We start from the raw sequence: 25,983 nt of genomic DNA, 5'->3' as shown, positions 1-25,983 counted from the left end.
GAAACCGCAATCCGAGCACCGTCCCAAAGAGCTGGACGCTATTTGGCGGAGCCGGCTGTTTCGGCGTCTTTCTTGGTCGCGAACGATGTCAGGGCGGCGAGAAAATCGCCCAGTCCCGGGCGCTTGGCGGCGCTGAAGGGCAGGGGGCGCGCCGTCTCCATCGCCGCGATGCCGATGCGCGCCGTCATCATGCCGTTGACGACGCCCTCGCCGAGCTTTGCCGAGAGGCGCGCCGCCAGGCCGTGGCCGACGATCTGTTGGACAAAGCTGTCGCCGATGGCAATCGAGCCGGTGACCGCCAGATGCGCCAGCACGCTGCGCGCCAGGTGGAAGAAACCCAGCGTTCCGGGCCGTCCGCCATAGAGTTCCGACAGCCGGCGGATGAGGCGCCCGGCCTCGAAGACGACATAGGCGACGTCGACGAGCGCGCGCGGGCTCACCGCCGTCACCAATGAGACCCGCTTGGCGGCCTCGAGAATCATCACCTTGGCCCTGACATCGAGGGGACCGAGGATTTCCGCTTCCGCCAGGCGCACCAGATTGGCGCCGTCGATGATCTCGCCGCGCAATTCGGCCAGCGCGCGCCGGCCGGCCGCGGTCTCGGGTTTGGCCGCGACAAAGGCCGACAGTTCATCGACCACCGCGCGTGCCGCCTTCGGATCGTCACGCGCGATGGCATCGAGCGCGCGCTTCTGCAGCTTTTCGACCTCGGCGAGGCGGGCGACCGCCAGGAATTCCCGAATCAGGATCATCAGAAGCGCCAGCAGCGCAATCGCCGCCATGCCGGCGGCCAGCCAGCCCAGCCATTCGGCGCGGGCAAAGAGATCGTATATCAACTGGTCGGTCCACAGGCCGACAGCCAGCGAAACCAGCACGCCGAAGGCGCCGAAAAAGATGCTGCCGAGAACCGAGCGCTTTCTGGGAGCCACCGCCGGCGGTGGCTCGGCGGCAATAATGTCCGGTTCGTCGAAAACGTCGACCTCCGCCGGGATGACCAGCGCCACATCGGCCTTCATCGGGCGCGGTTTGCGCGGCGGTTCGGCCTGGCGCGCTTGTGGCGCGTCTTGTTTTGGCGCTTCCGGTTCGATGCGGAATGCCGCCGGTTTGCGGGGCGCGGTCATGCCAGATGGTCTCCGATCAGGAACTGCAAGGCGCGGTCGAGCCTGATATGCGGCAGCGACAGCGTGACACCTTCGGCTGTGCGTTCGAGTTTCGGCGGACGGAACCGGACGAAGCGGATTGCCGGGTCCGTGGAGTCCTGCCTGTGGTCCGACCCCGAAAGGTCGAAAACAGCATCAATGTTTTCCGGTAAATCACCAGGAAATATAGCTGTTTCCGTCTTTCCGTCGAATGTTTCGCCATTGATCTTCTCGCCGGCGATCGGCGTGCCGATAATAACAGGCAATGTCTCGCGGCTCTGTTTTACGGTGCCCTCGCGGGTTGCGCGCACCGCCGCCAGGGCGACCACGTCGACATCGGCGCCGGTGAAATTCGCCCGCGCCACGGCGCGGTCGGCCAAGCGCCGCACGATGGCTTGCAACCGCTCATGACTTTCGTGGTGCAGATGATCGGCCTTGGTCGCTGCGACCAGGATGCGGTCGATACGCCGGGAAAAAAGGTCGGTGAAGAAGCTGCCCCGGCCAGGACGGAAACAGCTCAGGATCTCGGTGACGGCGCGCTCCAGGTCGGCCATGGCACCAGGCCCGGCGTTCAGCGCCTGCATGGCGTCGATGAGCACGATCTGGCGGTCCAGACGCGTGATATGCTCGCGGAAGAACGGTTTGACGACATGCGTCTTGTAGGCCTCGTAGCGGCGTTCCATCATGGCGTGCAACGAGCCGTTGCGCGCGCGCCTGTCGCCGAGGCCTGCCAGCGGCGCGAAGGTCAGCGCGGGTGAGCCTTCGAGGTCGCCGGGCATCAGGAAACGGCCGGGCGGCAAGGTCGAAAGCGCTCGCTCGTCGAGCTTGCATGCCTTGAGATAGGCGGCGAAGCTTTCAGCCAGCCGGCGTGCCGTCATTTCGTCGGCGTCGGCATTCGGGTCGATTTCCGCCGAGATCGCTCGCCAGGCCCGCGAAAGGTCCTCGCGCACCGGCAGCGTGGCCATTTCGAGGGCTTCGCGCGAAAAATCGGCGAAGGATTTGCCGAGCAGCGGCAGGTCGAGCAGCCATTCGCCGGGGTAATCGACAATGTCGACCGACAGTTTGCCTGACGAAAACATGCGGTTCCAGCCGGAGGCCGATTCATATTCGATCGTCAGCCGCAGTTCCGAAATGGCGCGGGTCGAGTCCGGCCAGACGCGATCGTTGACCAGAGCGGCGATGTGGTCCTCGTACTGAAAACGCGGCACGGCATCGTCGGGCTGCTGTTCGAGGAAGGCGCGCGCGATCCGCCCCGATTTCTGCGCCTCGAAGAGCGGCAGGCGTCCGCCGTGGATCAGATTGTGGACGAAGGCCGAGATGAAGACGGTCTTGCCGGCGCGGGAGAGACCCGTGACACCCAGACGCAGCGATGGAGAAAAAAGTCCGGTGGCACGTCCCGACAAAGTGTCGAGGGCAATTCTTGCCTCGTCGGTGAAGGTGGTCAGCGATGATGCCAAAATATGCTCTCTCGGACTTGCGTCCGTCCGATATAGGCGCTGGAACCAGGCTTTGAAATGGTGCTGGAAATTGGCATCAGAGATCGGCAGGTGTCAGGAACGCTTCGAGATAACCCGCTCCCTGGGCCGCTTTCGCCAGATTGCCGGGGAAACGGACGACGGCGAGACCCGAGGTCGGAAAGCCATGATTGAGCATTGCCCGCTCCGTCTCGCCACCATCGCCCGAAACCGCCATGGCGAGATCCTCAGTCATCGGGTTGTGGCCTATGACCAGCAATGACCCGGGTCCGCCATGATCCCGGACGAGCCGGAGATAGCCGGCCGCGTCTTCGCTGTAGAGTGTGTCGAAAAACAGCACCTTGCCTGTGTCGGTCTGGCCAGCCAGTCCCTCGAGCGTTTCCCTGGCGCGTTTGGCGTTGGAGCACAGCGTCAGGTCCGGAACATAGGAGCGGGATCGCATCGCGGTCCCCATCTTTTCGGCATCGGCGCGGCCGGATGCGTCGAGTGGACGATCGAAATCACGCATGCCTGGCAAGGCCCAGCCGGCCTTGGCGTGTCGCAACAGATAAAGCCTGCTCACACAACCTCCAATGACGCCCGAAAAGCCGAAGTCCTGCCGCGATTAGCCACGAGAAAAGCTTCGCGCACAATGGTGCGCGTTCTTCAGCGCGGCGAATCACCTGCGGGGCGATCGGCGAGGATCGTCGTACTTTCGCCATCAAAACAGATTTATCCCGCTCCGGCGAAGGCCGGAGACACACTTAAACATTTGCGTGAGTCGGTGGCTGATTGCGCTTGTGCAGGCGTCTGGCGGCGAATATATAGGCGCCAAATTTGGGGCTGTTTGGGTGAGTCGAATGAACGACATCGTTACTGCCGATTACGTACCCTCCGAAGACGAGCCGTTCATGAACGAACGGCAGAAATCCTACTTCCGCCTAAAGCTCGTCACCTGGAAAAATGATATCTTGCGCGAAGCGCGCGAAACACTCGAAATCCTGCAGCAGGAAAACGCCAACCATCCCGACCTCGCCGACCGCGCCTCTTCGGAAACCGACCGCGCCATCGAGCTCAGGGCCCGCGACCGTCAGCGGAAGCTCATCTCAAAGATCGATTCGGCGCTGCAGCGCATCGACGAAGGCACTTATGGCTATTGCGAGGAGACCGGTGAGCCGATCGCGTTGAAGCGGCTCGACGCGCGCCCGATCGCTACCTTGTCGATCGAAGCGCAGGAGCGGCATGAGCGCCGTGAAAAAGTCTATCGCGACGACTGATAGATCGCCTCTGCATTGATTGCCAAAATGGCCGGTTCTCCGGCCATTTTTGTTCGATGTCGGCGCGCACTTCAACGGGCCAAGCGCGCTTGAACGTCGACTGGTTCAATTCACTGGCAGGCGGCCCGGGCGCAAATCATCTCTTCTGGCTCGAGAGTTCGCCCAAAAGCCTGGTCATTTCATCGTCGAGCGACGGCGGTGCCTTGGCTGCCGGTTTGTCGGCCGGCCCGCCGGACTGGGGCTGGTCCAGCGAAACTTCGAGTTCCTTCATCAGCGTGTCGTCGATGCTGTCCTGCCTCGGCGGCGGCGGTGGCGCGTGCCTGACGGCATTGGCGTTGGCGGAGCCATAGGCGGGCAGCGGCGTGACATTGGTCGACTGATAGGGTTGCGCCGCTGGTTTCGGTGCAGGAGCCGGGGCCGGTGGCGGCGCTGCGGGGCGCTGGCGGGCGGGTCCTGCCACAGGCTGCGGAGCAGGGGCTTGTCTGGGAGGCGCGGGAGCGGGCTGCGGCGGCCGCGGCTTCGCGGCCGCCGGGACAGGCTGCAGGCCGCCATCTCCGGTCAACGCAGGACGACGCGGCGCGGCGAGGCGGATGTCGCGTTCGACAACAACGTCGGTCGGGCCGCCGATCAGGAGCAGATGTTCGATGTCGTCGCGTCGCACCAGCACCAGTCGGCGATGGCTGTCGACGGCGGTGGCGTCCATGACAGCGAGCCGCGTCTTGCGGTTTCGGCCCCCAGCGACAAACGTGCCGAAGGTCAGGTTGCGCACGAGCCTGACGATGATGAGAACGATGACCAGCAGGATCAGCGCCGCGAAGGTCCACAGGAGTGCCGCCGCATAACCGGGACCCGCCACGCTATCCAGCCACTGCATTGGTTTCCCCTGATCGGTTTTGGAAAGTGACGCGACACTAGACCGTTGCGACTGGCCACCGCAAGTTGCCTTTCACGCATCGTGAACAGCTTGAAACACAGGGAAGGCCGGCCGACATCATTTTTATCTGACATTTGCCGCCCGGGCCTTTTCCGGACTAGGAGAATGTGATTCAACCGGCTAATGCGCGTCGCGCTGAAGCGGATTCATGCGACGCGCTTTAGGCCCTTGTTTTTCATGCATGTCGTTTTCCCGAAACCGAAGTCACTTTTGGGCGACATGCATTAGGGGCGGGTGTCGGAACATCGGACTTCACGAGCAGGGGGCATATGGCCAAGGAAGCGCGCGGCGATTTCTATCCGGTACCGATCGTCGACCAGAATACGCGACCGGGCGCGGTCACCCGGCTTATCATCTTCATCGTCGTTCTGACGGGAGCGGCAATCGTCTTCGGCCTTTTCCGGGAGCGCCTCGGCGATCCCTTTCTGCTCGGCATGCTCGGCGTGCTGGCGATGATCGGCGTCGGCTTTCTGTTCGCGACCGCGATCGGCTTCGTACAGATCACACCGCGCTCGACGGGCGACGAACTGTCCAAAGCTTTCGTCGACTCGATGTCACAGGGCCTGCTGGTCACGGACACCAAGGGCCGCGTCGTCTACGCCAACCGGGCCTATGCCGATATGACCGGGGCCTCCTCGGCCGCGGACCTGAAGACGGTCGAAGGATTGCTCTCCGATATCCCCGAAGCCTCGGTGACCATCTACCGGCTGGCGTCCGGCCTGCGTGACGGGCAGCCGGGCGACGGCGAGTTCCGGCTCGCGCAATCGATCCGGCCCGGCGCTGAACCGGGCGCCCGCTGGTACCGGGCACGCGCCCGCACGTTCAGCGTTCCGGGCCAGCGGCTGCCGATGCTGGCCTGGCAGCTTGCCGATATTTCGCAGGAGCGGGCCGAGCAGGAGCGTTTCTTCCTCGATCTGCAGAAGGCCATCGATCACCTCGACCACGCACCGGCCGGTTTCTTTTCGGCCGACCAGGACGGCCGCGTCACCTACATCAACGCCACGCTCGCCGGATGGCTGGGCATCGACCTTGCCAGCTTCACGCCCGGCGCCGTCACCTTGCCAGATATCGTTGCCGGCGACGGCATGGCGCTGGTGCGCTCCGTCAAGGCGGATCCCGGCACGACGCGCAATGCGGTCATCGATCTCGACTTGACGACGATGACCGGCGAGGCGCTGCCGGTACGCTTCATGCATCGCGTTTCGGCCAGCCGGGAGGGCGTCGGCGGCCCAACACGCACCATCGTGCTCAACCGCACGCAAGGCGAGGATGCCTCGGCCGATCTGCGCGCTTCGGAAGTGCGCTTCACCCGCTTCTTCAATTCGACACCGATGGCGATCGCCGGTGTCGATGCCAGCGGGCGCATCCTGCGCACCAACGCACCATTCCTGTCGTTGTTTTCCTCGGTCGTCGACCGCGATGCCGTGGATCGCCGCGTGCGGCTCGACACGGTGATCCATGACCGCGACCGGCCGGCCTTCGCTGCCGCGTTCGAGAAAGCCCGGCAGCGACAGGCCGACATCGAACCGATCGACACCGTGCTGCCCGGCAATGAAGAGCGGCACATCCGTTTCTACGTCAACGCCGTCGCCGACGGCACCGGCGGCGAAGGAGCCGAGGAATCGGCCATCGTCTACGCCGTCGAGACGACCGAGCAGAAGGCGCTCGAAGGGCAGATGGCGCAAAGCCAGAAGATGCAGGCCGTCGGCCAGCTCGCCGGTGGCATCGCACACGACTTCAACAATGTGCTGACCGCCATCATCATGGCGTCGGACCTGCTGTTGACCAATCACCGGCCGTCGGATCCGTCCTTCCCGGACATCATGAACATCAAGCAGAACGCCAATCGCGCGGCCTCCCTGGTGAGACAGTTGCTGGCCTTCTCGCGCAAGCAGACGCTGCGGCCGGAAGTGCTGAACCTCACCGACGTACTCGCCGATCTTAGGATGCTGCTTGCCCGGCTGGTCGGCAACGACATCAAGCTCAAGGTCGACCACGGCCGCGACCTGTGGCCGGTCAAGGTCGATATCGGCCAGTTCGAGCAAGTGGTGGTTAACCTGGCGGTCAACGCGCGCGACGCGATGCCGGCCGGCGGCGATCTCACGGTGCGCACCCGCAACGTGACCGCCGAGGAGTGCAAGACCTTTGCCTATCGCGAACTCACCGCGGCCGACTATGTGGTGGTCGAAGTCCAGGATACCGGCAGCGGCATCGCGCCCGACGTGCTGAAGAAGATCTTCGAGCCGTTCTTCACCACCAAGGAGGTCGGCAAGGGCACGGGCCTTGGCCTGTCCATGGTCTACGGCATCATCAAGCAGACCGGCGGCTTCATTTTCTGTGATTCCGAACTCGGCAAGGGGTCGACTTTCCGCATCTTCCTGCCACGTCACATCGCTGAAGCGAAAAACGCAGCCGAACCCGGCGAAGCGCCGGCCACGGCACCGGCCAAACCGGTCGACAATGCCAAGGACCTGTCCGGGTCGGCCACGGTGCTGCTGGTCGAGGACGAGGACGCGGTGCGCATGGGTGGCATGCGGGCACTGACCTCGCGCGGCTACACCGTTCACGAGGCGTCCTCGGGCGTCGAGGCGCTGGAAGTGTTCGAAGCGCTCGGCGGCAAGGTCGACATCGTCGTTTCCGACGTGGTGATGCCGGAAATGGACGGGCCGACGCTGCTCGGTGAATTGCGCAAACGCCAGCCGGACATCAAGTTCGTCTTCGTCTCCGGCTATGCCGAGGACGCATTCGCCAGGAACCTGCCGGCGGAGGCGCATTTCGGCTTCCTGCCAAAGCCGTTCTCGCTCAAGCAACTGGCCACGATCGTGAAGGATATGCTTGAATCCTAGGTATTTCTGATGCCGCGCCCTTGCGCAACGCCGTAACAACGCCATGATTATTGACAATATGGCAGGCGGGCTTGGGGGAGCAGCTGTTGACGCCACACATCGAGGCAGGCAAGGGCGACTACGCCGACACGGTTTTGTTGCCGGGCGACCCGCAGCGCGCGGAGTGGATGGCGCAGACTTTCCTGGACGCGCCGCGCTGCGTCAATCATCGACGCGGCGCGCTTGGTTTTACCGGCCTGTTTCGCGGCAAGCCCGTCAGCATTCAGGCGACGGGTATCGGTGTTTCGTCGTTCCTGATCTATGCGCATGAATTGCTTGACTATTATGGTGCCCGAACACTGATCCGTACCGGTACCTGCGGTACCCTGAGCGCCGAGGCAAAGCTGCGCAGCCTTGTGATCTCGCAATCGGCACGGCCTGAAGACGCCGAGAGCGGTAGGGTCTTTGGTCTTTACGAAGCTGATGTCGGCCCGGACCCAGCGCTGCTCGCCTGCGCATTGGCCAAGGCAACCGAACTCGGCATCGACCACCACGCCGGCCTGACAGCCTGCACCGACATTTTCTACCATCCTGAAGCGCCCGCCCGCTATGCCGATGCAAAGGCGCTCGGAGCGCTTGCCGTAGACATGGAAACCAGCGCTCTCTATCGCATCTCGGCGCATTTCGGCGCGAGGGCATTGTCGCTGCTGACCGTCGTCGACAATCTTGTCACAGGCGAACAGGCCGACTATTCCGAACGCCAGGAGCTTTTCACCGACATGAGCCGCCTGGCGCTCGAAATTGCCACGCAAGGGCGCTAGGCGGCCTCGCGCTTCAGCACCTCCGCCATGGATGGCCGGTGGCCGCGAAGACGTGCAGACCGCTGGGGCCCCAATGGCGGCGAGGGCCTACTGGTTGCCTCCCCGGGTGCAGGTCGAGGCTGTGAAGGCGCCATCGGGCTGCTTCATGATGATGTCGAAGGAGGGCGGGCTCTGGCCGTCGAGCGTTGCCTGGGTCATCGAGAGCGCGTTGCCGCCAGTGGTGTAGCCGCCCAGCGGGCCCAGCCACGTGATCACACCGTTTGCGTCCATCTGGTAATTGTAAGCCTGTTTGGCGGCACCGAAGGTGACAGGACCCGTGTAGACATTTCCCTTGATGGTGATGTCGCCGAGATTGAGGAACAGGCCGAGCAGGTAGACTTCGCAGTGATAGGTGCCATCGGGCATCTTGCCATCGCTGAAGTCGGCCCGCGCCGCTCCGGTTGCCGCCGCCAGAGACAATATGCCGATGAATATGCGTGAGATGCCTGATGTCATGATGCCGTCCGCTTGAACGACAAGCTTGCCCTATTTTTGCGCCGCGCCGCAACATTTGTTGCCCACGACGCGTGTGCTACGGCCAAAATATAGGCATTTGGAGAAAATGGGCTAAAATTAGGCAAACGCGCTCTACACTGCGCAATTTTCCCTCAATCAATTTTTAACCGGTTCTCTTCTATCTGTTCATTCTAATATAACAACCATCTGATAATGTTGTGATATTTTCCTATTTTCGGCATACCGTCAGCGGTTGGCATGGGGGTTGCATTGCATTGTCGCGGTGCAATCAACCAGCTTGGGAGTCTTCCGTAATGTGGGGTAATTTCTCGACAATAATAAAAATGTTCTCGGCGAGCGTGGTTGCCGCCGGTCTGATGGCCGCTCCGGCCAGGGCTGCCGACGACACGATCAAGGTCGGCATTCTCCATTCGCTGTCGGGCACGATGGCAATCTCGGAAACGACGCTGAAGGACGCCATGCTGATGCTCATCGACGAGCAGAACGCCAAGGGCGGCCTGCTCGGCAAGAAGCTCGAAGCTGTCGTGGTCGATCCGGCATCCAACTGGCCCCTCTTCGCCGAAAAGGCGCGCGAGCTCATCTCGAAGGACAAGGTCGCGGCGGTGTTTGGCTGCTGGACCTCGGTGTCGCGCAAATCGGTGCTGCCAGTGTTCTCGGAACTGGACAATATCCTGTTCTATCCCGTCCAGTATGAGGGCGAGGAGAGCGAACGCAACGTGTTCTACACGGGTGCCGCGCCGAACCAGCAGGCGATTCCAGCTGTCGACTACTTGATGAGCGAGGATGGAGGCTCGGTGAAGCGCTGGGTGCTCGAAGGAACCGACTACGTCTATCCACGCACCACCAACAAGATCCTTGAAGCCTACCTGAAGTCGAAGGGCGTCGCTGCCGAAGACATCATGGTCAACTATACGCCGTTCGGCTTCGCCGACTGGCAGACCGAGGTTTCGGCGATCAAGAAGTTCGGCTCGGCCGGCAAGAAGACGGCCGTTGTGTCGACCGTCAATGGCGACGCCAACGTGCCATTCTACAAGGAACTCGGTAACCAGGGCATCAAGGCCGAGGACATCCCGGTCATGGCCTTCTCGGTCGGCGAGGAAGAGCTGGCCGGTCTCGACACCGCACCCCTGGTCGGCCATCTCGCCGCCTGGAACTACTTCGAGAGCATCGATACGCCCGAGAACAAGAAGTTCATCGCCGACTGGCACAAGTTCATCAAGAACGACAAGCGCACCACCAACGACCCGATGGAAGCCCATTATATCGGCTTCAACATGTGGGTGAAGGCGGTCGAGAAGGCCGGCACCACCGATCCGGACAAGGTGATCGATGCCATGGTCGGCGTTTCGGTGCCCAACCTGACCGGCGGCTATGCGACGATGATGCCGAACCACCACATCACCAAGCCGGTGCTGATCGGCGAAATCCAGGCCGACGGCCAGTTCGAAACGGTTTCGCGCACACCGGGCCTGGTGATGGGCGACGAGTGGTCGGACTACCTGCCGGACTCCAAGGACCTGATCTCCGATTGGCGCAAGCCTCTGTCCTGCGGCAACTTCAACGTTGCCACGGGCAAGTGCGGCGGCAAGGGCACAAACTGATCCTCCCAGGTCTACCGGGCTGGGCCTTCAGGTCCATCCCAAGACCGCGCGTCCGGGCAGTTTCCTCCACAGTCCGGACGCCTAATTTCACGCCTCCAAGGGTCCACAGAAGCCGATGACCTTGATCCGCACGATTGGCCTGACGCTGTTGTTCCTGCTGGCGACGCTCTCGTCGTCGGGGGCAGGCGAAGCCGATCTGCGCGCCACCATCGCCAAGTTCGCTACCGCCAAGGGTTTTTCGGACATCGGAGCAGTGGTGCATGAACTAACCGCCACAGGCGATCCAACGGTCGAAAGGCCGCTCTCGGCACTCGCCGACGGCAACCTCTATATCCGCAAGGCCGATTCGCTGGTTTTCGTCGGCAAGGAAGCCGGCGAAAGCGTCCAGCTTTTCGACCCGCTCGGCAGCGAAGCATCAGGCGAGGCTGCCAAGGACGACGTCACCAAGATCAAGGTCAACAACACGCTGCGCCGCGTCATCCGCGACGCGCTGGGCACGTTGACGCTTGGCGCCAAGGATCCGGCCGCACGACTGGCCGCGGCCGACACCATGTTCAAAACACCCGATGCCTCGAACATAGAGCCACTCGACACGGCGATGGCCAAAGAGACCGTGGCCGGCGTCAAGGCCCTGCTCGAACAGGCTCGTGCGGCCTCGGTGCTTGTCTCCGATAGGCCTGAGGCCGACAAACTCGCCGCGGTCGCCTTGATCGGAACGCGTGGTGACCGCGATGCGGTTTCGCTGCTCACCTCGGTCGAAGCCAGTGCGTCGGGCGCGGTCAAGGACGCGGCGACGGCGGCGATCGCCAGCATCAATTCGACGCTGGCCTTGTGGGATGCCGGCCAGAACATCTGGTACGGGATTTCGCTGGGTTCGGTCCTGCTGCTGGCGGCGATCGGGCTTGCCATCACCTTCGGTGTCATGGGTGTCATCAACATGGCGCATGGCGAGATGGTGATGCTTGGCGCCTACACGACCTTCGTCGTCCAGCAGGTGATCCGGACATCCTTTCCCGGATTGTTCGACTGGTCGCTGGTGATCGCGCTGCCGCTTGCCTTCCTGGTCGCGGCGTTCGTCGGTCTCATCATCGAGCGCGGGGTGATCCGCTTCCTCTACGGCCGGCCGCTGGAGACGCTGCTGGCGACCTGGGGCGTCTCGCTTATCCTGCAGCAGGCGGTGCGCTCGATCTTCGGGCCGACCAACCAGGAGGTCGGCAATCCGTCCTGGATGTCCGGCTCCTTCGACATCGGGCAACTGGCCATCACCTGGAACCGTCTGTGGATTCTGGTGTTCGCGCTCACGGTGTTCGGCATGTTGCTCTACGTGATGAAGCGCACGCCCTGGGGCCTGCAGATGCGCGCCGTCACCGCCAACCGGCGCATGGCCGCCTCGATGGGAATCAGGACGCCCTGGGTCGACGCGCTGACTTTCGCGCTAGGATCGGGAATTGCCGGCATTGCCGGCGTCGCGCTCAGCCAGATCGACAACGTCTCGCCCAATCTCGGCCGCGGCTACATCATCGACAGCTTCATGGTCGTCGTCTTCGGCGGTGTCGGCAATCTTTGGGGCACGCTGGTCGGCGCCTTTTCGCTCGGCATCGTCAACAAGGTTCTCGAGCCTTATGCCGGCGCCGTGCTCGGCAAGATTGTCGTGCTGGTGCTGATCATCCTGTTCATCCAGAAGCGCCCGCGCGGCCTGTTCGCGCTCAAGGGCAGGGCGGTGGAAGCATGATGTCAGGACGCTTCTTCGCCGCGGGTGCCGACCGCCGTATCGCCATCACTATTTTCGTCCTGCTGGCGGTGGCCGTTATCGTGCCGCTGCTCAATCTGGCTGTTTCGCCGACCAGCGCCTTCTACGTGCCGCCCTACATCGTAGCACTGACCGGCAAATATCTCTGCTACGCGCTGCTGGCGCTCTCGCTCGACCTGGTCTGGGGCTATTGCGGCATCCTTTCGCTCGGCCACGGCGCCTTCTTCGCGCTCGGCGGCTATGCGATGGGGATGTATCTGATGCGTCAGATCGGCTCGCGCGGCGTCTACGGCAATCCGATCCTGCCCGATTTCATGGTGTTCCTGAACTACAAGGAACTGCCCTGGTTCTGGACCGGCTTCGACCATTTCTGGTTCGCCGGCCTCATGGTCCTGGCAGTGCCCGGTCTGCTTGCCTTCATCTTCGGTTGGTTCGCTTTCCGAAGCCGTGTCACCGGCGTCTACCTCTCGATCATCACTCAGGCGATGACCTATGCGCTGCTGCTCGCCTTCTTCCGCAATGATATGGGTTTCGGCGGCAACAACGGCCTGACCGATTTCAAGGATATTCTCGGCTTCAACGTGCAAGCCGATGCGACCCGTTCGGCACTGTTCGCGGCCAGCGCCATCATGCTCGCACTCGCCGTCTTCATCACCTGGGCGATCGTCGGCTCCAAATACGGCAAGCTCCTGATTGCCGTGCGCGACGCTGAAAGCCGCACGCGCTTCCTCGGCTGGCGGGCGGAGAACGTAAAACTGTTTGCCTTCACCGTCTCGGCCGTCATGGCCGGCATTGCCGGCGCGCTCTATGTGCCGCAGGTAGGCATCATCAATCCCGGCGAGTTCGAGCCGTCCAATTCGATCGAGGTCGTAATCTGGGCAGCCGTCGGCGGGCGCGGCACAATTGTCGGGCCGATCATCGGCGCGCTGCTGGTCAATGCCGGGAAATCCTGGTTCACCGGCGTGCTGCCGGAATTCTGGCTGTTCGCGCTCGGCGGCCTGTTCGTCGCCGTCACCTTGCTCTTGCCCAAGGGCATAATCGGCATGTGGGACAGTTGGCGCGGCAATGCCAGGGCGTTGCGCGCGGCTTCCCTCGCTGAAGAAGCCGGCACCGAGGTTGGGATCGCGTCCGCGACGTCGAAGCCCGCTCGCTCGCCGGCGCGAAATCCGGGCGAATGGTCCTGGTCCGACCCCGAACCGCAGGCGGCGGAGTAAGCGACCATGAGCAAATCCAACACCATCCTCTATCTCGACGGCGTCTCGGTGTCCTTCGACGGCTTTCGCGCCATCAACAATCTGTCACTGGTGCTCGACAAGGGCGAGATGCGCGCCATCATCGGCCCCAACGGCGCCGGAAAGACGACGATGATGGACATCGTCACCGGCAAGACGAGGCCGGATGAAGGCGAAGTGTTCTTCGACGGTCAGGTGGACCTCACCAGGCATGACGAAGCCGAGATCGCCATGATGGGCATCGGCCGCAAATTCCAGAAGCCGACCGTCTTCGAAAGCCACACGATCGAAGAAAACCTGATGCTGGCGCTGAAGGGGCCGCGTTCGATCTTCCCGGCGCTGTTCCACCGCCAATCGGCCGCCGAGGCGCGGCAGATCGATGACATCCTTGGCATCATTCGGTTAGGCGACAAGCGCCGCGAGCTCGCCGCCAATCTCAGCCACGGCCAGAAGCAGTGGCTCGAGATCGGAATGCTACTGGCGCAAGACCCGAAACTGCTTCTGGTCGACGAGCCGGTCGCCGGCATGACCGATGCCGAAACCGAGGAAACCGCACGGCTGCTCAGGGATATCGCCCGTGACCACTCGGTCATTGTCGTCGAGCACGACATGCATTTCGTCCGTGAACTCGGCGTGAAGGTCACCTGCCTGCATGAAGGCTCGGTGCTCTCGGAAGGGACGCTCGATTTCGTCTCGGCCGACGAGCGCGTCGTCGAAGTCTATCTGGGGAGATGAACATGGTCTGGCGGGTGCAATTCCATCACTTCGACATGTCGTTTCTTCGCTTCTGGAGAAGGCGCTGACATGCTCGAGGTTTCCAATGCCACGCTCCATTACGGCGCCGCCCAGGCGCTGCGCGGCGTGTCGCTGAAGGCGGGTGCGGGCAAGATCACCTGCGTGCTCGGCCGCAACGGCGTCGGTAAGACAAGTTTGATGAGATCGATCGTCGGCCATCACCGGCTGACGAGCGGAAGCGTTGCCTTCGAGGGGAAGGCGCTCGACCGGAGCGCGGCGTATGACCGCGCCCGGTCGGGCATCGCATTCGTGCCGCAGGGCAGGGAGATCTTTCCGCTGCTCAGCGTGCGGGAAAATCTCGAATCCGGTTTCGCGCCCTTGAGGCGCGCCGACCGCAACGTGCCGGCGCACGTCTTCGAGCTGTTTCCGGTGCTGAAGCAGATGCTTGGCCGTCGTGGCGGCGATCTTTCCGGCGGTCAACAGCAGCAGTTGGCCATCGGCAGGGCGCTGGTGATGCGGCCGAAGCTGCTAGTGCTCGACGAGCCGACCGAAGGCATCCAGCCCTCTGTTATCAAGGATATCGGCCGCGCCATACGCTACCTGCGCGACCAGGCCGGCATCGCGGTGCTTCTGGTCGAACAGTATCTGGACTTCTGCCGAGAACTCGCCGACGAGGTCAACATCATGGACCGCGGCCAGATCGTCCACACCGGCCCAGCGGAAGATTTGGACCGGGCTGATGTTCGCAAATTCCTTACGGTCTAGAATCGGTGCTGATCTTCATTTGAAGATTTGAAGTCCTTGGCAAGTCCAATATTTCTTCCGTCCATCATCTGCGTCTCTGGCACACGCAATATCGCATGCTAGTCTTTTCTAGGCTTTGTGAGTCGGCCGCTTCCGTATCAGTCTGGTATCGCAGATCGAGGCGCGGCGAAGGTTCTGCAAGTTCCACGCAAGCAAGGCTTCCTAGCTTCCCGATCTGATTGTCGTTCAAACGCGTTTGGGCACACAGGCTAAGGGACAGCCATGGAACGTTACGTCGAGGACTACCAGAAGCGGCGGCTTACCGAACGCGTCGACATCATCGCCGCCATCAACATCCTGAGGTCACAGGGCTGCGATTACGACGATCTGATCGAGGAGATCACCAAGGTCTTCTATGTCGACCTCGATGCCTTCAATGAAATCGTCATGGCGGCCTAAGGGCAGCCTTCGCTATCCAACAATCACAGCCTCGCCATGATACGCGTGATCAGCTCACGCGTCGGAAGGGAGAGGCGGTCACGCGGTTGCGGCCTCCGCGCTTGGCATCGTAGAGCGCCTTGTCGGCGGCGTTGAGCACCTTGTCGAAGCTGAGCCCTTCCTTGCTGCCAAAGGCAAACCCGGCGCTGACCGTGCAGCTGAGCAAACCGCTTTCGGTTTCTATCAGCCGCGTCGCGAATACGGCCCGGATTCGCTCTGCCGATTGCTCGACCGTTTCCGGCAGAGTGCGTTTCAGCACCAGTGCGAATTCTTCGCCGCCCATGCGCGCGGCAACGTCGGTCTGGCGAAGATTGCCTGCGAGTTCCCTGGCGAACACCCTCAGCACCTCATCGCCCGCCGCGTGACCGAATTCGTCGTTGATGGCCTTGAAGTTGTCGAGGTCGAAGACGACCACCGCGGTAAAGGCACCGACCGGGACGTCGCCGTGCATGTCGAACAGAGCGCGCCGGTTGAGCAGGCCGGTCAAGGGATCGGTCAGGGCGTTGCGGTGGTGGTACCTCGCCAGGCGCCCCTGGTTAAGGGCAAGCGAAAGCGCGCCGATACCTGTCATGCTGGCGATAACCACGATGAGGCTGAGCTCCTCGGCCCAGTTGCTTGGTGCGTGCCCCAGAACCAGTTTGCCATCCCAGGCAAGAACCATGGCGCAGAGCGCGAAGGATGTGGCCGTGGCCGAATAGAGCGCGGTGATGCCGATCGTCAGGGCGGGTGCCTCATCGCGGCCTCGCCAATATTCGAATGCCGTGGCGAACAGCAGCAAGGCGGCGAACATGTTCTCGAACATGAAGCCGAGGCCATCATAGCCCAAAGCCATGGGAGGCAACGCAATCGCCAACGAAACGCAACCCCACAGCGCCCGCGGCAACGGCGAGCCGCCGGTTCGGAACTGATAGGCAGCACCCAGCATGGCCGAAAAGCCGATCAGCAGGAACGCTGAAGTGGCAATGCCGAGCAGACGCCCGGGCATGTCGATATAGGCGTCATAGATGAAAATATCCCCGACCACGAACACCAGGCTGATCGCCCATGTCAGCAGGAATTTTTCCGAGCGGGCGGTCAGCCACATGCCGAACAATGTCAGGCTGAGGCAAGCGGCAGAGAACCCGACGGCCAGCAGGAGTGAAGTGTAGTCGAGCGACATGCCCCTCTTTCCCTGCCGGCGGCGGTTCCAGCTCTGCGGCCTGGCGTCGGCGCATTCATGCGGCAAGGAAGTGTCAATAAAGTTACGACGGGCCGAGAATGCCAGGATTTCTCCGTGTCAGAGAATTGCCACCGACAACAGCATGAGGATGCCGACCCCCATCATCAGCAAGCCCGGCCAATCTTGCGAGAGGCCTAGGAAACGAAGGCCACGCCGGGGTGGCTCAAGCGTCGGACCTGTCGAGCCCGCAGGCGCCGAGCCGCCGCTCAACTGGCCGCGCCTGATGGCTGCACCCGCCATGTACACAAGGCCGGCTATGGTCAGCAACGCTCCAATGAGGATGATCGCCATCTCTCCTCGCTTTTGCCCAACGCCCGGGCGCCATGCAAACCGGCTCTCGGCTAGATAGGCAAAACGGTCAAGATGCCCCGCGGGTTCCGAACACGCAGCAACACCCGACGTCGAAGCCTCGACAAAAGACATGGCCGCGGTGCAAGCTTGCTATTTTAGTCGGTCACACGCCTCATCAGCGCCATCGCCCCGAACGGCGCACGCACCTTGCCCTCGGTGATAAAGTAGGCGAACACGTCGCGCGGCTGAACCGGGGCGTCGGTGGCGGGGTCGGCGCGCCGCAGATCGGCCGGCTGCTTGCCTTCCGCCCAAATCTTTGCCCGCGCTGCCCATTCGTCGAGGCCCTCTGGCGTGTAGCAATCGGGATTATCGTCGCTGCCGGTCTGCAGCCGCGCATAGACGAAATCGCCGGTGATATCGGCGATGTCAGGATATTTGGCATGGTCGGCATAGACGATCGCTGCCTTGTATTTGCGCGCGAGCGCGGCGAATTCCGGCACAATGAAGCTATCGTTGCGGACTTCGAGCGCGTGGCGCAGCGTGACGCCGTCCTGCTTTTCCGGCAGCAGCTTCAGAAACGCTTCGAAATCGTCCGGATCGAACTTCTTGGTCGGCGCGAACTGCCACAGGATCGGCCCGAGCTTGTCGCCGAGCGCGGCAACGCCGGAAGCCAGGAAACGCATCATCGATTCACCGGCTTCGCCCAGCACGCGCCTGTTGGTGACGAAGCGGTTGCCTTTCAGCGAATAGACGAAACCGTCCGGCGCCTCGTTGGCCCATTTGACGAAGGTCGGCTCCTTGAAGCTCGAATAATAGGTGCCGTTGACCTCGATGCTCGGCACCTGCCGGGTGGCATATTGCAGTTGCTTCGCCTTCGACAGCTTTTCGGGATAGAAGGACGTGTCCCAGGGTTCGAAGGTCCAGCCGCCCATGCCGGCGCGGATTGTTCCCGATGTGCTCATTGTCGTCCTCCCGGATTTCTAAAAGCGATCAGACCGCGGTGGGCCTGTCGATGGGTTTGGCCATGTCGACCAGTATCCACCCTGGCCGATAGGGATTGGGCCGGCGACCCGTTTCACGGTAGCCATAGGCGGCGTAGAGCGCGATGTTCCGTTCCATCTTGGCGTTGGTGTAGAGCCGCACCTCCGGCAAACCCCACAGACGCGCCTGTTCATCCGCGTGATTGAGCAGTGCTATGCCGAGTTTTTGGCCCTGAAAAGCAGGGGAGACGGCGACGCTGAAGATCATGGCGTGGTCTTCGTGTCGTTCAAGGACAATAAGCCCGGCGGGATCATTGCCGCTCTCAAGTAGCCAGACCTCGCCGCGCTCGATACGCGGCGCATAATCCTCGGTAACGGGGATCGGTGGCGCGTCGAGTATGGCGTTGTAGGGAGCATAGGCAGCTTGCGTCAGCGCCACGATCGCGGCGAGATCTTCTGGGCCAGCGAGCCTCATGATTGATCCATTCCGGCAGCGGCCGCTATCACCTTTTCCATGCCAGCGGCAATTGCAGCGACGGCATCACGGCTGGCGTCACGCAGATCGTGGCGTTCGGCGATCCAATGGGCGTCATTGTAGGAAAGCCAGACCTTGCCGTGCTCGTCCTCCCAGGCCAGCGCCTTCACCGGCAGGTCGATGCCGGCAAGCTGCCGGTCCTGCATCAGCGGTGTGCCGCCCTTCGGGTTGCCGAAAATCAGAAGCTCCGTCGGCCGCAGCGCGGTGCCGACATCGCGCGCGCCGGCCTGGTGATCGATGCGCGCCAACACAAGCAGTCCCGCGCGCTTGACCACCTCAGCCAGGCGGTCGATGGTTTCGGTCACGCCAAAGCGGCTCTGTACCGTGATGAGACCATCCGCTGTCATCACTCCGCCGCTTCGCGCTTGCCTCCAGGGCGCCGCTCCAGAAGCTCCTTGAGGAACTGGCCGGTGTAGCTGCGCTTCTCGCGCACGATGGCTTCCGGAGTGCCGGAGGCGACCAGTTCGCCGCCGCCATCACCGCCTTCGGGCCCGAGGTCGAGCACCCAGTCGGCGGTTTTTATCACTTCGAGATTGTGCTCGATGACGACCACGGTGTTGCCTTGGTCGACCAGTTCGTGCAGCACTTCCAACAATTTGGCGACGTCGTGGAAGTGCAGGCCGGTGGTCGGCTCATCGAGGATGTAGAGCGTCTTGCCGGTTGCCTTGCGCGACAGTTCCTTGGCCAGCTTGATGCGCTGCGCCTCGCCGCCGGACAGCGTCGTCGCCTGCTGGCCGATGTGGATGTAACCCAGCCCAACCTGCTTCAGCGTCTCCAGCTTGTCGCGCACGCCAGGCACCGCGGCGAAGAAGTCGACGCCTTCCTCGACAGTCATGTCGAGCACGTCCGCGATCGACTTGCCCTTGAACAGGACGTCGAGCGTCTCTCTGTTGTAGCGTTTGCCGTGGCAGACGTCGCAGGTGACGTAGACGTCGGGCAAAAAGTGCATCTCGATCTTGATGACACCGTCGCCCTGGCAGGCCTCGCAGCGGCCGCCCTTGACGTTGAAGGAGAAACGTCCCGGCTGATAGCCGCGCGCCTTCGCTTCGGGGAGACCCGCGAACCAGTCGCGGATCGGCGTGAAGGCGCCGGTGTAGGTGGCGGGGTTCGAACGCGGGGTCCGCCCAATCGGCGACTGGTCTATGTCGATGACCTTGTCGAGGAATTCCAGCCCCTCGATGCGGTCATGCTCGGCCGGATGCTCGCGCGAGCCCATGATACGACGCGAGGCCGCCTTGAACAGCGTCTCGATCAGGAAGGTCGACTTGCCGCCGCCCGACACGCCGGTGACGGCGGTGAAGGTGCCGAGCGGGATCTCGGCGGTGACATTCTTCAGATTATTGCCGCGCGCGCCGACGATCTTCAGCCGCCGGTTCTTCTTGGCTTCGCGGCGCACGCCAGGCGTTGCCACTTCAAGTGCGCCCGACAGATATTTGCCGGTGATCGAATTGGGGTTGGCCATCACCTGCTGCGGCGTGCCCTGGGCGATGATCTCGCCGCCATGGATGCCAGCGGCGGGGCCCATATCGACGACATAGTCGGCATGCAGGATGGCGTCCTCGTCATGCTCGACGACGATCACCGTGTTGCCGATGTCGCGCAGATGCTTGAGCGTGTCGAGCAGGCGCGTGTTGTCGCGCTGGTGCAGGCCGATCGACGGCTCGTCCAGCACATAGAGCACGCCGGTCAGCCCAGAGCCGATCTGCGAGGCCAGCCGGATGCGTTGGCTTTCGCCGCCCGACAGCGTGCCGGAATTGCGCGACAAAGTGAGATAATCGAGCCCGACATCGTTGAGGAAGCGCAGGCGTTCGCGGATTTCCTTCAAGACACGGACAGCGATCTCGTTCTGCTTGTCGTTGAGCTGCGCCGGCAGGTCGGTGAACCACTTGTCGGCGTTGCGGATCGACTGTTCCGTCACCTCGCCAATGTGCTTGCCGGCGATCTTCACCGCCAACGCTTCCGGCTTCAGCCGGTAGCCCTTGCAGACCGGGCAGGGCGTCGCCGACATGAAGCGCTCGATTTCTTCGCGCATCCAGGCGGATTCGGTCTCTTTCCAACGCCGCTCGAGATTGGGGATGACGCCTTCGAAGGTCTTGGTGGTCTTGTAGGAGCGCAGGCCGTCATCATACTGGAAGGTGATCTCTCGCTCGCCGGTGCCGCGCAGGATCGCCTCCTGGGCTTGCGCGGAAAGATCCTTGAACTTGTCGCCGAGCTTGAAGTCGTACGCCTTGCCCAATGCCTCGAGCGTCTGCGAGTAGTAGGGCGAGGTCGATTTCGCCCACGGGCTGACGGCGCCGTCGCGCAGCGACACGTTCTCGTCGGGTACCACGAGGTTGGGGTCGATGGCGCGCTGGCTGCCGAGACCGTCACAGGTCGGGCAGGCGCCGAACGGGTTGTTGAAGGAGAACAGCCTGGGCTCGATTTCCGGAATGGTGAAGCCGGACACCGGGCAAGCGAACTTTTCCGAGAACAGGATGCGCTCATGCGTCTCGTTCTTCGACTTGTTGACCGAATCCTCGCCGGTCTGGCTGGCGTCGAGCGGCTTGTCGGCGAACTCGGCCACCGCCAGCCCTTCGGCCAGCTTCAGCGCCGTCTCGATGGAGTCGGCGAGACGCGTGGCAAGGTCGCCGCGCACGACGATGCGGTCGACGACAACGTCGATGTCGTGCTTGTATTTCTTGTCCAGCGCTGGAACGTCGGCGATTTCATAGAAGACGCCGTCGACCTTGACGCGCTGGAACCCTTTCTTCTGCAACTCCAGCAGTTCCTTGCGGTACTCGCCCTTGCGGCCGCGCACGATGGGCGCCAGCAGGAACAGGCGCGTGCCTTCCTCGACCGCCAGTACCCGGTCGATCATCTGGCTGACCGTCTGGCTCTCGATCGGGAGGCCGGTGGCCGGCGAATAGGGCACGCCGACACGGGCAAACAGAAGCCGCATATAGTCGTAGATTTCGGTGACGGTGCCGACCGTCGAGCGCGGGTTCTTCGACGTGGTCTTCTGCTCGATGGAGATGGCCGGCGACAGGCCGTCGATCTGGTCGACGTCGGGCTTTTGCATCATTTCGAGGAATTGCCGTGCATAGGCCGAGAGGCTCTCGACATAGCGGCGCTGGCCTTCGGCATAGATGGTGTCGAAGGCCAGCGACGATTTGCCGGAACCCGACAGGCCGGTCATGACGATCAGGCTGTCACGCGGCAGGTCGAGATCGACGTTCTTCAGATTGTGTTCGCGCGCCCCGCGAATGGAAAGGAATTTATGGTCGGCCATCGCCGGTCGCCGCCTCAGATCTGGAATTCGTGGGATTGGCGGGTTTTCCCAGCCATCCCCTATGTAGGTCTTTTTGCCGCCACGTCGAGAGACGCCACAATTCCCGACAGAAGTCGTTTAACCGTCTTTCGCGCGAAGGGGCAAGCGGAAAGAACAAAGGCCGAACATGCTCCTGACAAAACTGTGCGGAAATTGACCTGGACGTAACCTCCCGGTGATCACATTTTTCCGTAACCGGCTATTGATGGTTGACGCGGCCAACTCACGGGAGCAGTCTTCGCAAGTCAGCGAAGCCGGCCGTCTTTCGATGGCCTCGCCGCCCCAAGGCGGCCTGCGAGACGCCGCAGGCATTTGCGATTTGCGCTTCGCCACGACAATGTCGCAACGGACACAGGAGCGGAGCATGACGCCACCGGATAGTCCCCCAGGGCTTCAGTTATCACTGGAGCCGCGGCAGGCATAAGTGCCAGAGGCAGGCGTTTGCGCCACCCGACAAACCGTGACCTGCCGTATCTCTCAAAATCAGAGACTATTGGTCGGATCGTCGGCTGAATGCCGCGAAGCATCCGAAATCAAACGCCGGCAGTACACTCCCGGCAAGCATGGATTAAAAATCCAAAAAAGGCCCCGTCCGTTTGCCCAAGGCACGGCGGGGCTGTTTTTTTGGGCGAGGGCTTGAGTTCGCAGGCCCCGACCCCTGCCTACCTGGGCGGCTTGATCCCGCCAACTCCGACATCGACCGTGATGCTGCCGGAAATCCTGACATCCGTATTGCCGATCTTGAACTGCCCATTGCCGCTGCTGGGGAACGCGTCGTCGGGTTCGGGCACCGGGGCCGGCTTGGCGATGCGATAGTCGCCGGCTACGCCTGGCAGGACGCTTTTTTGCGCTGACGACGAAGCATCGTCGGCAAGTGCCGAACTGGACGCAAGGCCGACGATGGCGAGCACCGTGGCGGCTTTGACACGGTGCGATGTTCTGGATCGATGAGTGTCAATCATTCCCCTTTTATAGGGACCTACCGCCAGCGGAACCAGACCGGCATCGTCAAATCTTCGACAAGCAGCAGGATCTAATCTGACCCTGGTCCTACGCCGCTTTCTTGCGGGTGTCGAAAACATGGTCGACAATGCCCCATGCCTGGGCCTCGCGGGCCGTCATGAAATGGTCGCGGTCGAGCGTGCGTTCGACCTCTTCATAGCTGCGGCCGCAATGCTGGGCGTAGAGTTCGGTCATATGGCGCTTGGTCTGGCCGATGCGTTCGGCGTGCCGCTGGATGTCGGAAGCCTGGCCCTGGAAGCCGCCCAGCGGCTGATGCAGCAGGATGGTGGCGTTCGGCAGCGCGATGCGGCGCCCGGCCGTGCCTGCCATCAGCAGGAACGATCCCATCGATGCGGCAAAGCCCATGCACACGGTCGAGACCGGGCAGCTGATATATTGCATCGTGTCGTAGATGGCGAAGCCGCTGGTCACCATGCCGCCGGGCGAGTTGATGTAGAGCGAGATCTCCTTCTCGGGATTGTCCGATTCCAGCGACAAAAGCTGCGCGCAGACCAGCGCCGAGACGTCGTCGTTGATCTCGCCGTTGATGAAGACGATGCGCTCGCGCAGCAGCCGCGAAAAAATGTCGAAGGCACGTTCGCCGCGGCTCGATTGCTCAATCACCATCGGCACAAGGCTGGCAACACCACTCATTTCTCTTCTCCGATTTTCCGTGTTCAGGCCACGCGCGGCAGCAGAAGGCGTGGTGTGTTCGCGGCGATAGGCGTTCCGGCCCCGAGCAGCGAAAGCCGGCAGCCGGCCCCCGCCATCGCAACAGCGGGCATCGCCTTGCGGGCAAAGCCGTCATGGACGATGCGCAGATGCGTGCCGCCGGAAATGGTACGGGCGAGTGTGAAGGTGACGGTGCTGTCGAGCGGGTGCGCCGCATCGTCGGACTGCTCCCGCCAGGAATAGCGCAGCAGGCGCTCGGGCTCGGCGTCGAGGATCTCGCATTCGATCGGCGCCTCAGGCCCGGCGAAGGCAAAGCGGCTGCCGGTCCGCGGCCTGATGTCGTTCGGCATCATCCAGGCGGCGAGCAATTCCGGCACGGTCAGCGCCCGCCAAACCTTTTCCGGCGGCTCGGCAAGGTCGTATTCGAATTCGAGCGCAGCTGAAGCGACCTGGAGGTGATTTGCGTCTTTCATTGATCCACCGTCTTTCATTGATCCATGTCCTTCAAAACGGCCTTCAGTTTTTCGATGCGTTCCGGCCAGAACGTCCGATAGCGTTCAATCCAGGAGAGCAGCGGGGCAAGCCCCTGCGGATCGGCGCGATAATAGGCGTTGCGGCCGGCCCGCCGCTCGACCACCAGGCCAGCGCCGCGCAACACCGCCAGATGCTGGGACACGGCCGGCTGCGACACCGTGAGGCCGCTGCGCAGTTCCGACACGCTCATCTCGCTCGCCGCGAGACGCTCGAAGACGGCGCGGCGCGTCGGGTCGGCCAGGGCGCGGAAAATCTCTGCTTCGATCATGACAAAAGCATAAGTCGATACTTATCGATTTGGCAAGCGGTGTTTTGAGACCCATATGTTTCGTTCGGGCATTGCTGCCATTCCTTGACAATCAGCGGCGGTGCATATAGGAACGAAAAGGGAACAAAAACCTTGTGGGAAAAGCCAGCCTTTGCAGGCGGCCGACGTCGGTAGCCTGTAAGGTGCTGCGACAAAAATTTGTTTCGGATGAGCGCGGAGAAATAACATGGCGGGTAGCGTCAATAAGGTCATTCTGGTCGGCAATCTCGGCGCGGACCCTGAAATCCGCCGCCTGAATTCGGGCGAGCCGGTCGTCAACATCCGCATCGCCACATCGGAAAGCTGGCGCGACAAGAATTCCGGCGAGCGCAAGGAAAAGACCGAGTGGCATAACGTCGTCATCTTCAATGAGGGCATCGCCAAGGTGGCCGAGCAATATCTGAAGAAGGGCATGAAGGTCTATGTCGAGGGCCAGTTGCAGACGCGCAAATGGCAGGACCAGACCGGTGCCGACAAATACACGACCGAAGTCGTGCTGCAGAAATTCCGTGGCGAACTGCAGATGCTCGACGCGCGCGGCCAGGGTGAGGGCGGTCAGGTCGGCGGCTACAGCGGTGGCGGCAGCAGCCGTGGCTCGGATTTCGGCCAGTCGAGCCCGAACGAAGGTTTTAGCCGTGGCGGCGGTGGCGGTTCCAAAGGGGGCGGTGGCGGTGGCTCGTCGCGCGAGCTGGACGACGAGATCCCGTTCTAAGCTTCTCGCAATGATCGTTTGAGGACGACGCGATGTCGCTCGGACCGCTTCTGTCGGCGCCTCCTCCCATTCCATGGCATGCATTCGCGGCCTTTGCCGCGCTCGCCGTCGGCGGCGCCCAGCTTGCGCTGCCGAAAGGCACCACGCGTCACCGCGTGCTGGGTTACGCCTGGATGGCGCTGATGCTGGTTATCGCCATATCGAGCTTCTGGATCCAGCAGATACGGATCATCGGTCCGTTCAGCCCGATCCATCTGTTGTCGATCCTGGTGCTGGTCACCGTGCCGCTGGCGGCATGGTATGCGCACACGCATAAGGTGGCCGCGCATCGCGGCGCCATGATCAAGCTTTATCTGTTCGCGCTGATCGGCGCCGGCATTTTCACCCTGCTGCCCGGGCGGATCATGCACGCCGTCGTGTTCGGCCAGTAGGGCGGCAGAAATCTCGCAAGGAAGATCAACGTGAAAGCACGTATCAAATGGGTCGAGGAACGCACCTTTGTCGGCGAATCCGGCAGCGGCCATAAGGTCGTGCTGGGCACGGCGTCCAGCCCGGAAGGCAAGACGCCGGGACCGAGCCCGATGGAGCTGGTTTTGATCGGCACCGGCGGCTGCTCGGCCTATGATGTCGTCCATATCCTCGAAAAAGGCCGCGAGGCGGTCGAGGACTGCGTGGTCGAACTCGACGCCGACCGGGCCGAGACCGACCCGAAGGTGTTCACTCGCATCCATATGCATTTCATCGTCAAGGGCCGGGCGCTGTCGCGCGACAAGGTCAAGCGCGCGATCGATCTTTCCATCGACAAATACTGCTCGGCTTCCGCCATGATGGCCAAGACGGCCACGCTTACGCATGATTTCGAGATCGTCGATACGGCGGCGAAGTAGGATGAGCGTTA

The 25,983-nt window shown here is 62.4% G+C and carries 27 protein-coding genes; 12 read left to right on the top strand and 15 right to left on the bottom strand.

Going from position 1 to position 25,983, the window contains the following annotated elements; genetic code table 11:
- Positions 1–38: 38 nt before the first annotated feature.
- The 3 genes from O7A70_RS11205 to O7A70_RS11195 form a co-directional block, all read right to left on the bottom strand.
- Positions 39–1,121, bottom strand: a complete 1,083-nt coding sequence (locus tag O7A70_RS11205) for a YcjF family protein (protein ID WP_337140432.1) — start codon at positions 1,119–1,121, stop codon at positions 39–41.
- Positions 1,118–2,596 (bottom strand): YcjX family protein, encoded by a 1,479-nt coding sequence (locus tag O7A70_RS11200; RefSeq protein ID WP_337140431.1) that lies wholly within the window; start codon positions 2,594–2,596, stop codon positions 1,118–1,120. Before O7A70_RS11200 ends, O7A70_RS11205 begins: the two co-directional genes overlap by 4 nt.
- A 76-nt stretch (positions 2,597–2,672) precedes the next feature.
- Positions 2,673–3,176, bottom strand: coding sequence for a SixA phosphatase family protein (locus O7A70_RS11195; protein WP_027144925.1), 504 nt, complete (start codon positions 3,174–3,176; stop codon positions 2,673–2,675).
- Between the two features lie 277 nt (positions 3,177–3,453).
- Between O7A70_RS11195 and dksA the strand changes: the two genes are divergently transcribed.
- Positions 3,454–3,870 (top strand): RNA polymerase-binding protein DksA, encoded by a 417-nt coding sequence (gene dksA, locus O7A70_RS11190; RefSeq protein ID WP_006202025.1) that lies wholly within the window; start codon positions 3,454–3,456, stop codon positions 3,868–3,870.
- Positions 3,871–4,006: 136 nt separating this feature from the next.
- On the opposite strand, the gene O7A70_RS11185 is transcribed toward dksA, so the two are convergent.
- Positions 4,007–4,744: a hypothetical protein gene (locus tag O7A70_RS11185; protein WP_337140430.1), complete on the bottom strand. Its 738-nt coding sequence runs from the start codon at positions 4,742–4,744 to the stop codon at positions 4,007–4,009.
- Between the two features lie 329 nt (positions 4,745–5,073).
- Here O7A70_RS11185 and cckA point away from each other — a divergent pair, with 329 nt between their 5' ends.
- Complete coding sequence (gene cckA / locus O7A70_RS11180) at positions 5,074–7,650, top strand: cell cycle histidine kinase CckA (RefSeq protein ID WP_337140429.1); 2,577 nt, start codon at positions 5,074–5,076, stop codon at positions 7,648–7,650.
- Between the two features lie 86 nt (positions 7,651–7,736).
- Positions 7,737–8,450, top strand: coding sequence for a DeoD-type purine-nucleoside phosphorylase (locus tag O7A70_RS11175; RefSeq protein ID WP_337140427.1), 714 nt, complete (start codon positions 7,737–7,739; stop codon positions 8,448–8,450).
- Between the two features lie 87 nt (positions 8,451–8,537).
- On the opposite strand, the gene O7A70_RS11170 is transcribed toward O7A70_RS11175, so the two are convergent.
- Positions 8,538–8,945 carry a hypothetical protein gene (locus O7A70_RS11170; protein ID WP_337140426.1) on the bottom strand — a complete coding sequence of 136 codons (408 nt, stop codon included), beginning with the start codon at positions 8,943–8,945 and terminating at the stop codon, positions 8,538–8,540.
- A gap of 344 nt (positions 8,946–9,289) precedes the next feature.
- On the opposite strand from O7A70_RS11170, the gene urtA reads away from it, so the two are divergent.
- The 6 genes from urtA to O7A70_RS11140 all read left to right on the top strand — a co-directional run bounded on the left by urtA (position 9,290) and on the right by O7A70_RS11140 (position 15,487).
- A complete protein-coding gene (gene urtA, locus O7A70_RS11165; RefSeq protein ID WP_245262238.1) occupies positions 9,290–10,567 on the top strand; it encodes an urea ABC transporter substrate-binding protein in 1,278 nt (425 codons plus the stop codon).
- A gap of 115 nt (positions 10,568–10,682) precedes the next feature.
- A complete protein-coding gene (urtB, locus tag O7A70_RS11160; protein ID WP_337140425.1) occupies positions 10,683–12,299 on the top strand; it encodes an urea ABC transporter permease subunit UrtB in 1,617 nt (538 codons plus the stop codon).
- Positions 12,296–13,531 carry an urea ABC transporter permease subunit UrtC gene (urtC, locus tag O7A70_RS11155; RefSeq protein WP_337140424.1) on the top strand — a complete coding sequence of 412 codons (1,236 nt, stop codon included), beginning with the start codon at positions 12,296–12,298 and terminating at the stop codon, positions 13,529–13,531. Before urtB ends, urtC begins: the two co-directional genes overlap by 4 nt.
- Positions 13,532–13,537: 6 nt before the next feature.
- Positions 13,538–14,284, top strand: coding sequence for an urea ABC transporter ATP-binding protein UrtD (gene urtD / locus O7A70_RS11150; protein ID WP_027144934.1), 747 nt, complete (start codon positions 13,538–13,540; stop codon positions 14,282–14,284).
- A 69-nt stretch (positions 14,285–14,353) separates the two neighbouring features.
- Positions 14,354–15,049: an urea ABC transporter ATP-binding subunit UrtE gene (gene urtE / locus O7A70_RS11145; protein WP_140750158.1), complete on the top strand. Its 696-nt coding sequence runs from the start codon at positions 14,354–14,356 to the stop codon at positions 15,047–15,049.
- Positions 15,050–15,310: 261 nt separating this feature from the next.
- Positions 15,311–15,487, top strand: coding sequence for a hypothetical protein (locus O7A70_RS11140; protein ID WP_084636783.1), 177 nt, complete (start codon positions 15,311–15,313; stop codon positions 15,485–15,487).
- A gap of 49 nt (positions 15,488–15,536) precedes the next feature.
- On the opposite strand, the gene O7A70_RS11135 is transcribed toward O7A70_RS11140, so the two are convergent.
- The 10 genes from O7A70_RS11135 to O7A70_RS11090 form a co-directional block, all read right to left on the bottom strand.
- Positions 15,537–16,685: a GGDEF domain-containing protein gene (locus tag O7A70_RS11135; protein WP_337140422.1), complete on the bottom strand. Its 1,149-nt coding sequence runs from the start codon at positions 16,683–16,685 to the stop codon at positions 15,537–15,539.
- A 117-nt stretch (positions 16,686–16,802) separates the two neighbouring features.
- The gene (locus O7A70_RS11130) at positions 16,803–17,036 is read right to left on the bottom strand and encodes a hypothetical protein (protein WP_337140421.1); all 234 of its coding nucleotides are present in this window, start codon (positions 17,034–17,036) and stop codon (positions 16,803–16,805) included.
- A gap of 155 nt (positions 17,037–17,191) precedes the next feature.
- Positions 17,192–17,998 (bottom strand): DUF72 domain-containing protein, encoded by an 807-nt coding sequence (locus O7A70_RS11125; RefSeq protein WP_337140419.1) that lies wholly within the window; start codon positions 17,996–17,998, stop codon positions 17,192–17,194.
- A 28-nt stretch (positions 17,999–18,026) separates the two neighbouring features.
- A complete protein-coding gene (locus tag O7A70_RS11120) occupies positions 18,027–18,491 on the bottom strand; it encodes a GNAT family N-acetyltransferase (RefSeq protein WP_337140418.1) in 465 nt (154 codons plus the stop codon).
- Positions 18,488–18,898 (bottom strand): DUF302 domain-containing protein, encoded by a 411-nt coding sequence (locus O7A70_RS11115; protein ID WP_337140417.1) that lies wholly within the window; start codon positions 18,896–18,898, stop codon positions 18,488–18,490. The genes O7A70_RS11120 and O7A70_RS11115 overlap by 4 nt, the downstream gene beginning before the upstream one ends.
- Complete coding sequence (gene uvrA / locus O7A70_RS11110) at positions 18,898–21,819, bottom strand: excinuclease ABC subunit UvrA (RefSeq protein WP_337140416.1); 2,922 nt, start codon at positions 21,817–21,819, stop codon at positions 18,898–18,900. The genes O7A70_RS11115 and uvrA overlap by 1 nt, the downstream gene beginning before the upstream one ends.
- 701 nt (positions 21,820–22,520) lie before the next feature.
- Complete coding sequence (locus tag O7A70_RS11105) at positions 22,521–22,820, bottom strand: hypothetical protein (protein WP_337140415.1); 300 nt, start codon at positions 22,818–22,820, stop codon at positions 22,521–22,523.
- Positions 22,821–22,908: 88 nt separating this feature from the next.
- Entirely contained in the window at positions 22,909–23,514 is a 606-nt protein-coding gene (locus tag O7A70_RS11100) for an ATP-dependent Clp protease proteolytic subunit (protein ID WP_027144942.1), read from the bottom strand.
- A gap of 23 nt (positions 23,515–23,537) precedes the next feature.
- Positions 23,538–24,023: an SRPBCC family protein gene (locus O7A70_RS11095; RefSeq protein WP_442921176.1), complete on the bottom strand. Its 486-nt coding sequence runs from the start codon at positions 24,021–24,023 to the stop codon at positions 23,538–23,540.
- Positions 24,020–24,334 (bottom strand): ArsR/SmtB family transcription factor, encoded by a 315-nt coding sequence (locus O7A70_RS11090; protein WP_140503724.1) that lies wholly within the window; start codon positions 24,332–24,334, stop codon positions 24,020–24,022. The genes O7A70_RS11095 and O7A70_RS11090 overlap by 4 nt, the downstream gene beginning before the upstream one ends.
- A gap of 226 nt (positions 24,335–24,560) precedes the next feature.
- On the opposite strand from O7A70_RS11090, the gene O7A70_RS11085 reads away from it, so the two are divergent.
- From O7A70_RS11085 to O7A70_RS11075, 3 genes are read left to right on the top strand one after another with little or no spacing between them, the layout of a single operon-like run.
- The gene (locus O7A70_RS11085) at positions 24,561–25,085 is read left to right on the top strand and encodes a single-stranded DNA-binding protein (RefSeq protein WP_027144945.1); all 525 of its coding nucleotides are present in this window, start codon (positions 24,561–24,563) and stop codon (positions 25,083–25,085) included.
- A gap of 32 nt (positions 25,086–25,117) precedes the next feature.
- On the top strand, positions 25,118–25,516 hold the full coding sequence (locus tag O7A70_RS11080) for a DUF2306 domain-containing protein (protein WP_337140413.1): 399 nt from the start codon (positions 25,118–25,120) through the stop codon (positions 25,514–25,516).
- 30 nt (positions 25,517–25,546) lie between these two features.
- Positions 25,547–25,972: an OsmC family protein gene (locus O7A70_RS11075; RefSeq protein WP_337140412.1), complete on the top strand. Its 426-nt coding sequence runs from the start codon at positions 25,547–25,549 to the stop codon at positions 25,970–25,972.
- Positions 25,973–25,983 lie beyond the last annotated feature (11 nt).

It is taken from the genome of Mesorhizobium sp. Cs1299R1N1, assembly GCF_037179655.1.
Lineage (GTDB): Bacteria > Pseudomonadota > Alphaproteobacteria > Rhizobiales > Rhizobiaceae > Mesorhizobium > Mesorhizobium salmacidum.
Note: the sequence above shows the minus strand (reverse complement) of the source record. Positions and strands in the feature narration are given on the sequence as shown.

Coding starts and splice junctions, on each gene's coding strand:
- cckA (WP_337140429.1), top strand. CDS start 5,074: ATGGCCAAGGAAGCGCGCGGCGATTTCTATCCGGTACCGATCGTCGAC.
- O7A70_RS11140 (WP_084636783.1), top strand. CDS start 15,311: ATGGAACGTTACGTCGAGGACTACCAGAAGCGGCGGCTTACCGAACGC.
- O7A70_RS11090 (WP_140503724.1), bottom strand. CDS start 24,334: ATGATCGAAGCAGAGATTTTCCGCGCCCTGGCCGACCCGACGCGCCGC.
- O7A70_RS11105 (WP_337140415.1), bottom strand. CDS start 22,820: ATGATTGACACTCATCGATCCAGAACATCGCACCGTGTCAAAGCCGCC.
- urtA (WP_245262238.1), top strand. CDS start 9,290: ATGTTCTCGGCGAGCGTGGTTGCCGCCGGTCTGATGGCCGCTCCGGCC.
- O7A70_RS11095 (WP_442921176.1), bottom strand. CDS start 24,023: ATGAAAGACGGTGGATCAATGAAAGACGCAAATCACCTCCAGGTCGCT.
- O7A70_RS11115 (WP_337140417.1), bottom strand. CDS start 18,898: ATGACAGCGGATGGTCTCATCACGGTACAGAGCCGCTTTGGCGTGACC.
- O7A70_RS11085 (WP_027144945.1), top strand. CDS start 24,561: ATGGCGGGTAGCGTCAATAAGGTCATTCTGGTCGGCAATCTCGGCGCG.
- O7A70_RS11185 (WP_337140430.1), bottom strand. CDS start 4,744: ATGCAGTGGCTGGATAGCGTGGCGGGTCCCGGTTATGCGGCGGCACTC.
- O7A70_RS11125 (WP_337140419.1), bottom strand. CDS start 17,998: ATGAGCACATCGGGAACAATCCGCGCCGGCATGGGCGGCTGGACCTTC.
- uvrA (WP_337140416.1), bottom strand. CDS start 21,819: ATGGCCGACCATAAATTCCTTTCCATTCGCGGGGCGCGCGAACACAAT.
- O7A70_RS11080 (WP_337140413.1), top strand. CDS start 25,118: ATGTCGCTCGGACCGCTTCTGTCGGCGCCTCCTCCCATTCCATGGCAT.
- urtB (WP_337140425.1), top strand. CDS start 10,683: ATGACCTTGATCCGCACGATTGGCCTGACGCTGTTGTTCCTGCTGGCG.
- O7A70_RS11170 (WP_337140426.1), bottom strand. CDS start 8,945: ATGACATCAGGCATCTCACGCATATTCATCGGCATATTGTCTCTGGCG.
- dksA (WP_006202025.1), top strand. CDS start 3,454: ATGAACGACATCGTTACTGCCGATTACGTACCCTCCGAAGACGAGCCG.
- O7A70_RS11135 (WP_337140422.1), bottom strand. CDS start 16,685: ATGTCGCTCGACTACACTTCACTCCTGCTGGCCGTCGGGTTCTCTGCC.
- urtC (WP_337140424.1), top strand. CDS start 12,296: ATGATGTCAGGACGCTTCTTCGCCGCGGGTGCCGACCGCCGTATCGCC.
- O7A70_RS11130 (WP_337140421.1), bottom strand. CDS start 17,036: ATGGCGATCATCCTCATTGGAGCGTTGCTGACCATAGCCGGCCTTGTG.
- O7A70_RS11100 (WP_027144942.1), bottom strand. CDS start 23,514: ATGAGTGGTGTTGCCAGCCTTGTGCCGATGGTGATTGAGCAATCGAGC.
- urtE (WP_140750158.1), top strand. CDS start 14,354: ATGCTCGAGGTTTCCAATGCCACGCTCCATTACGGCGCCGCCCAGGCG.
- urtD (WP_027144934.1), top strand. CDS start 13,538: ATGAGCAAATCCAACACCATCCTCTATCTCGACGGCGTCTCGGTGTCC.
- O7A70_RS11120 (WP_337140418.1), bottom strand. CDS start 18,491: ATGAGGCTCGCTGGCCCAGAAGATCTCGCCGCGATCGTGGCGCTGACG.
- O7A70_RS11205 (WP_337140432.1), bottom strand. CDS start 1,121: ATGACCGCGCCCCGCAAACCGGCGGCATTCCGCATCGAACCGGAAGCG.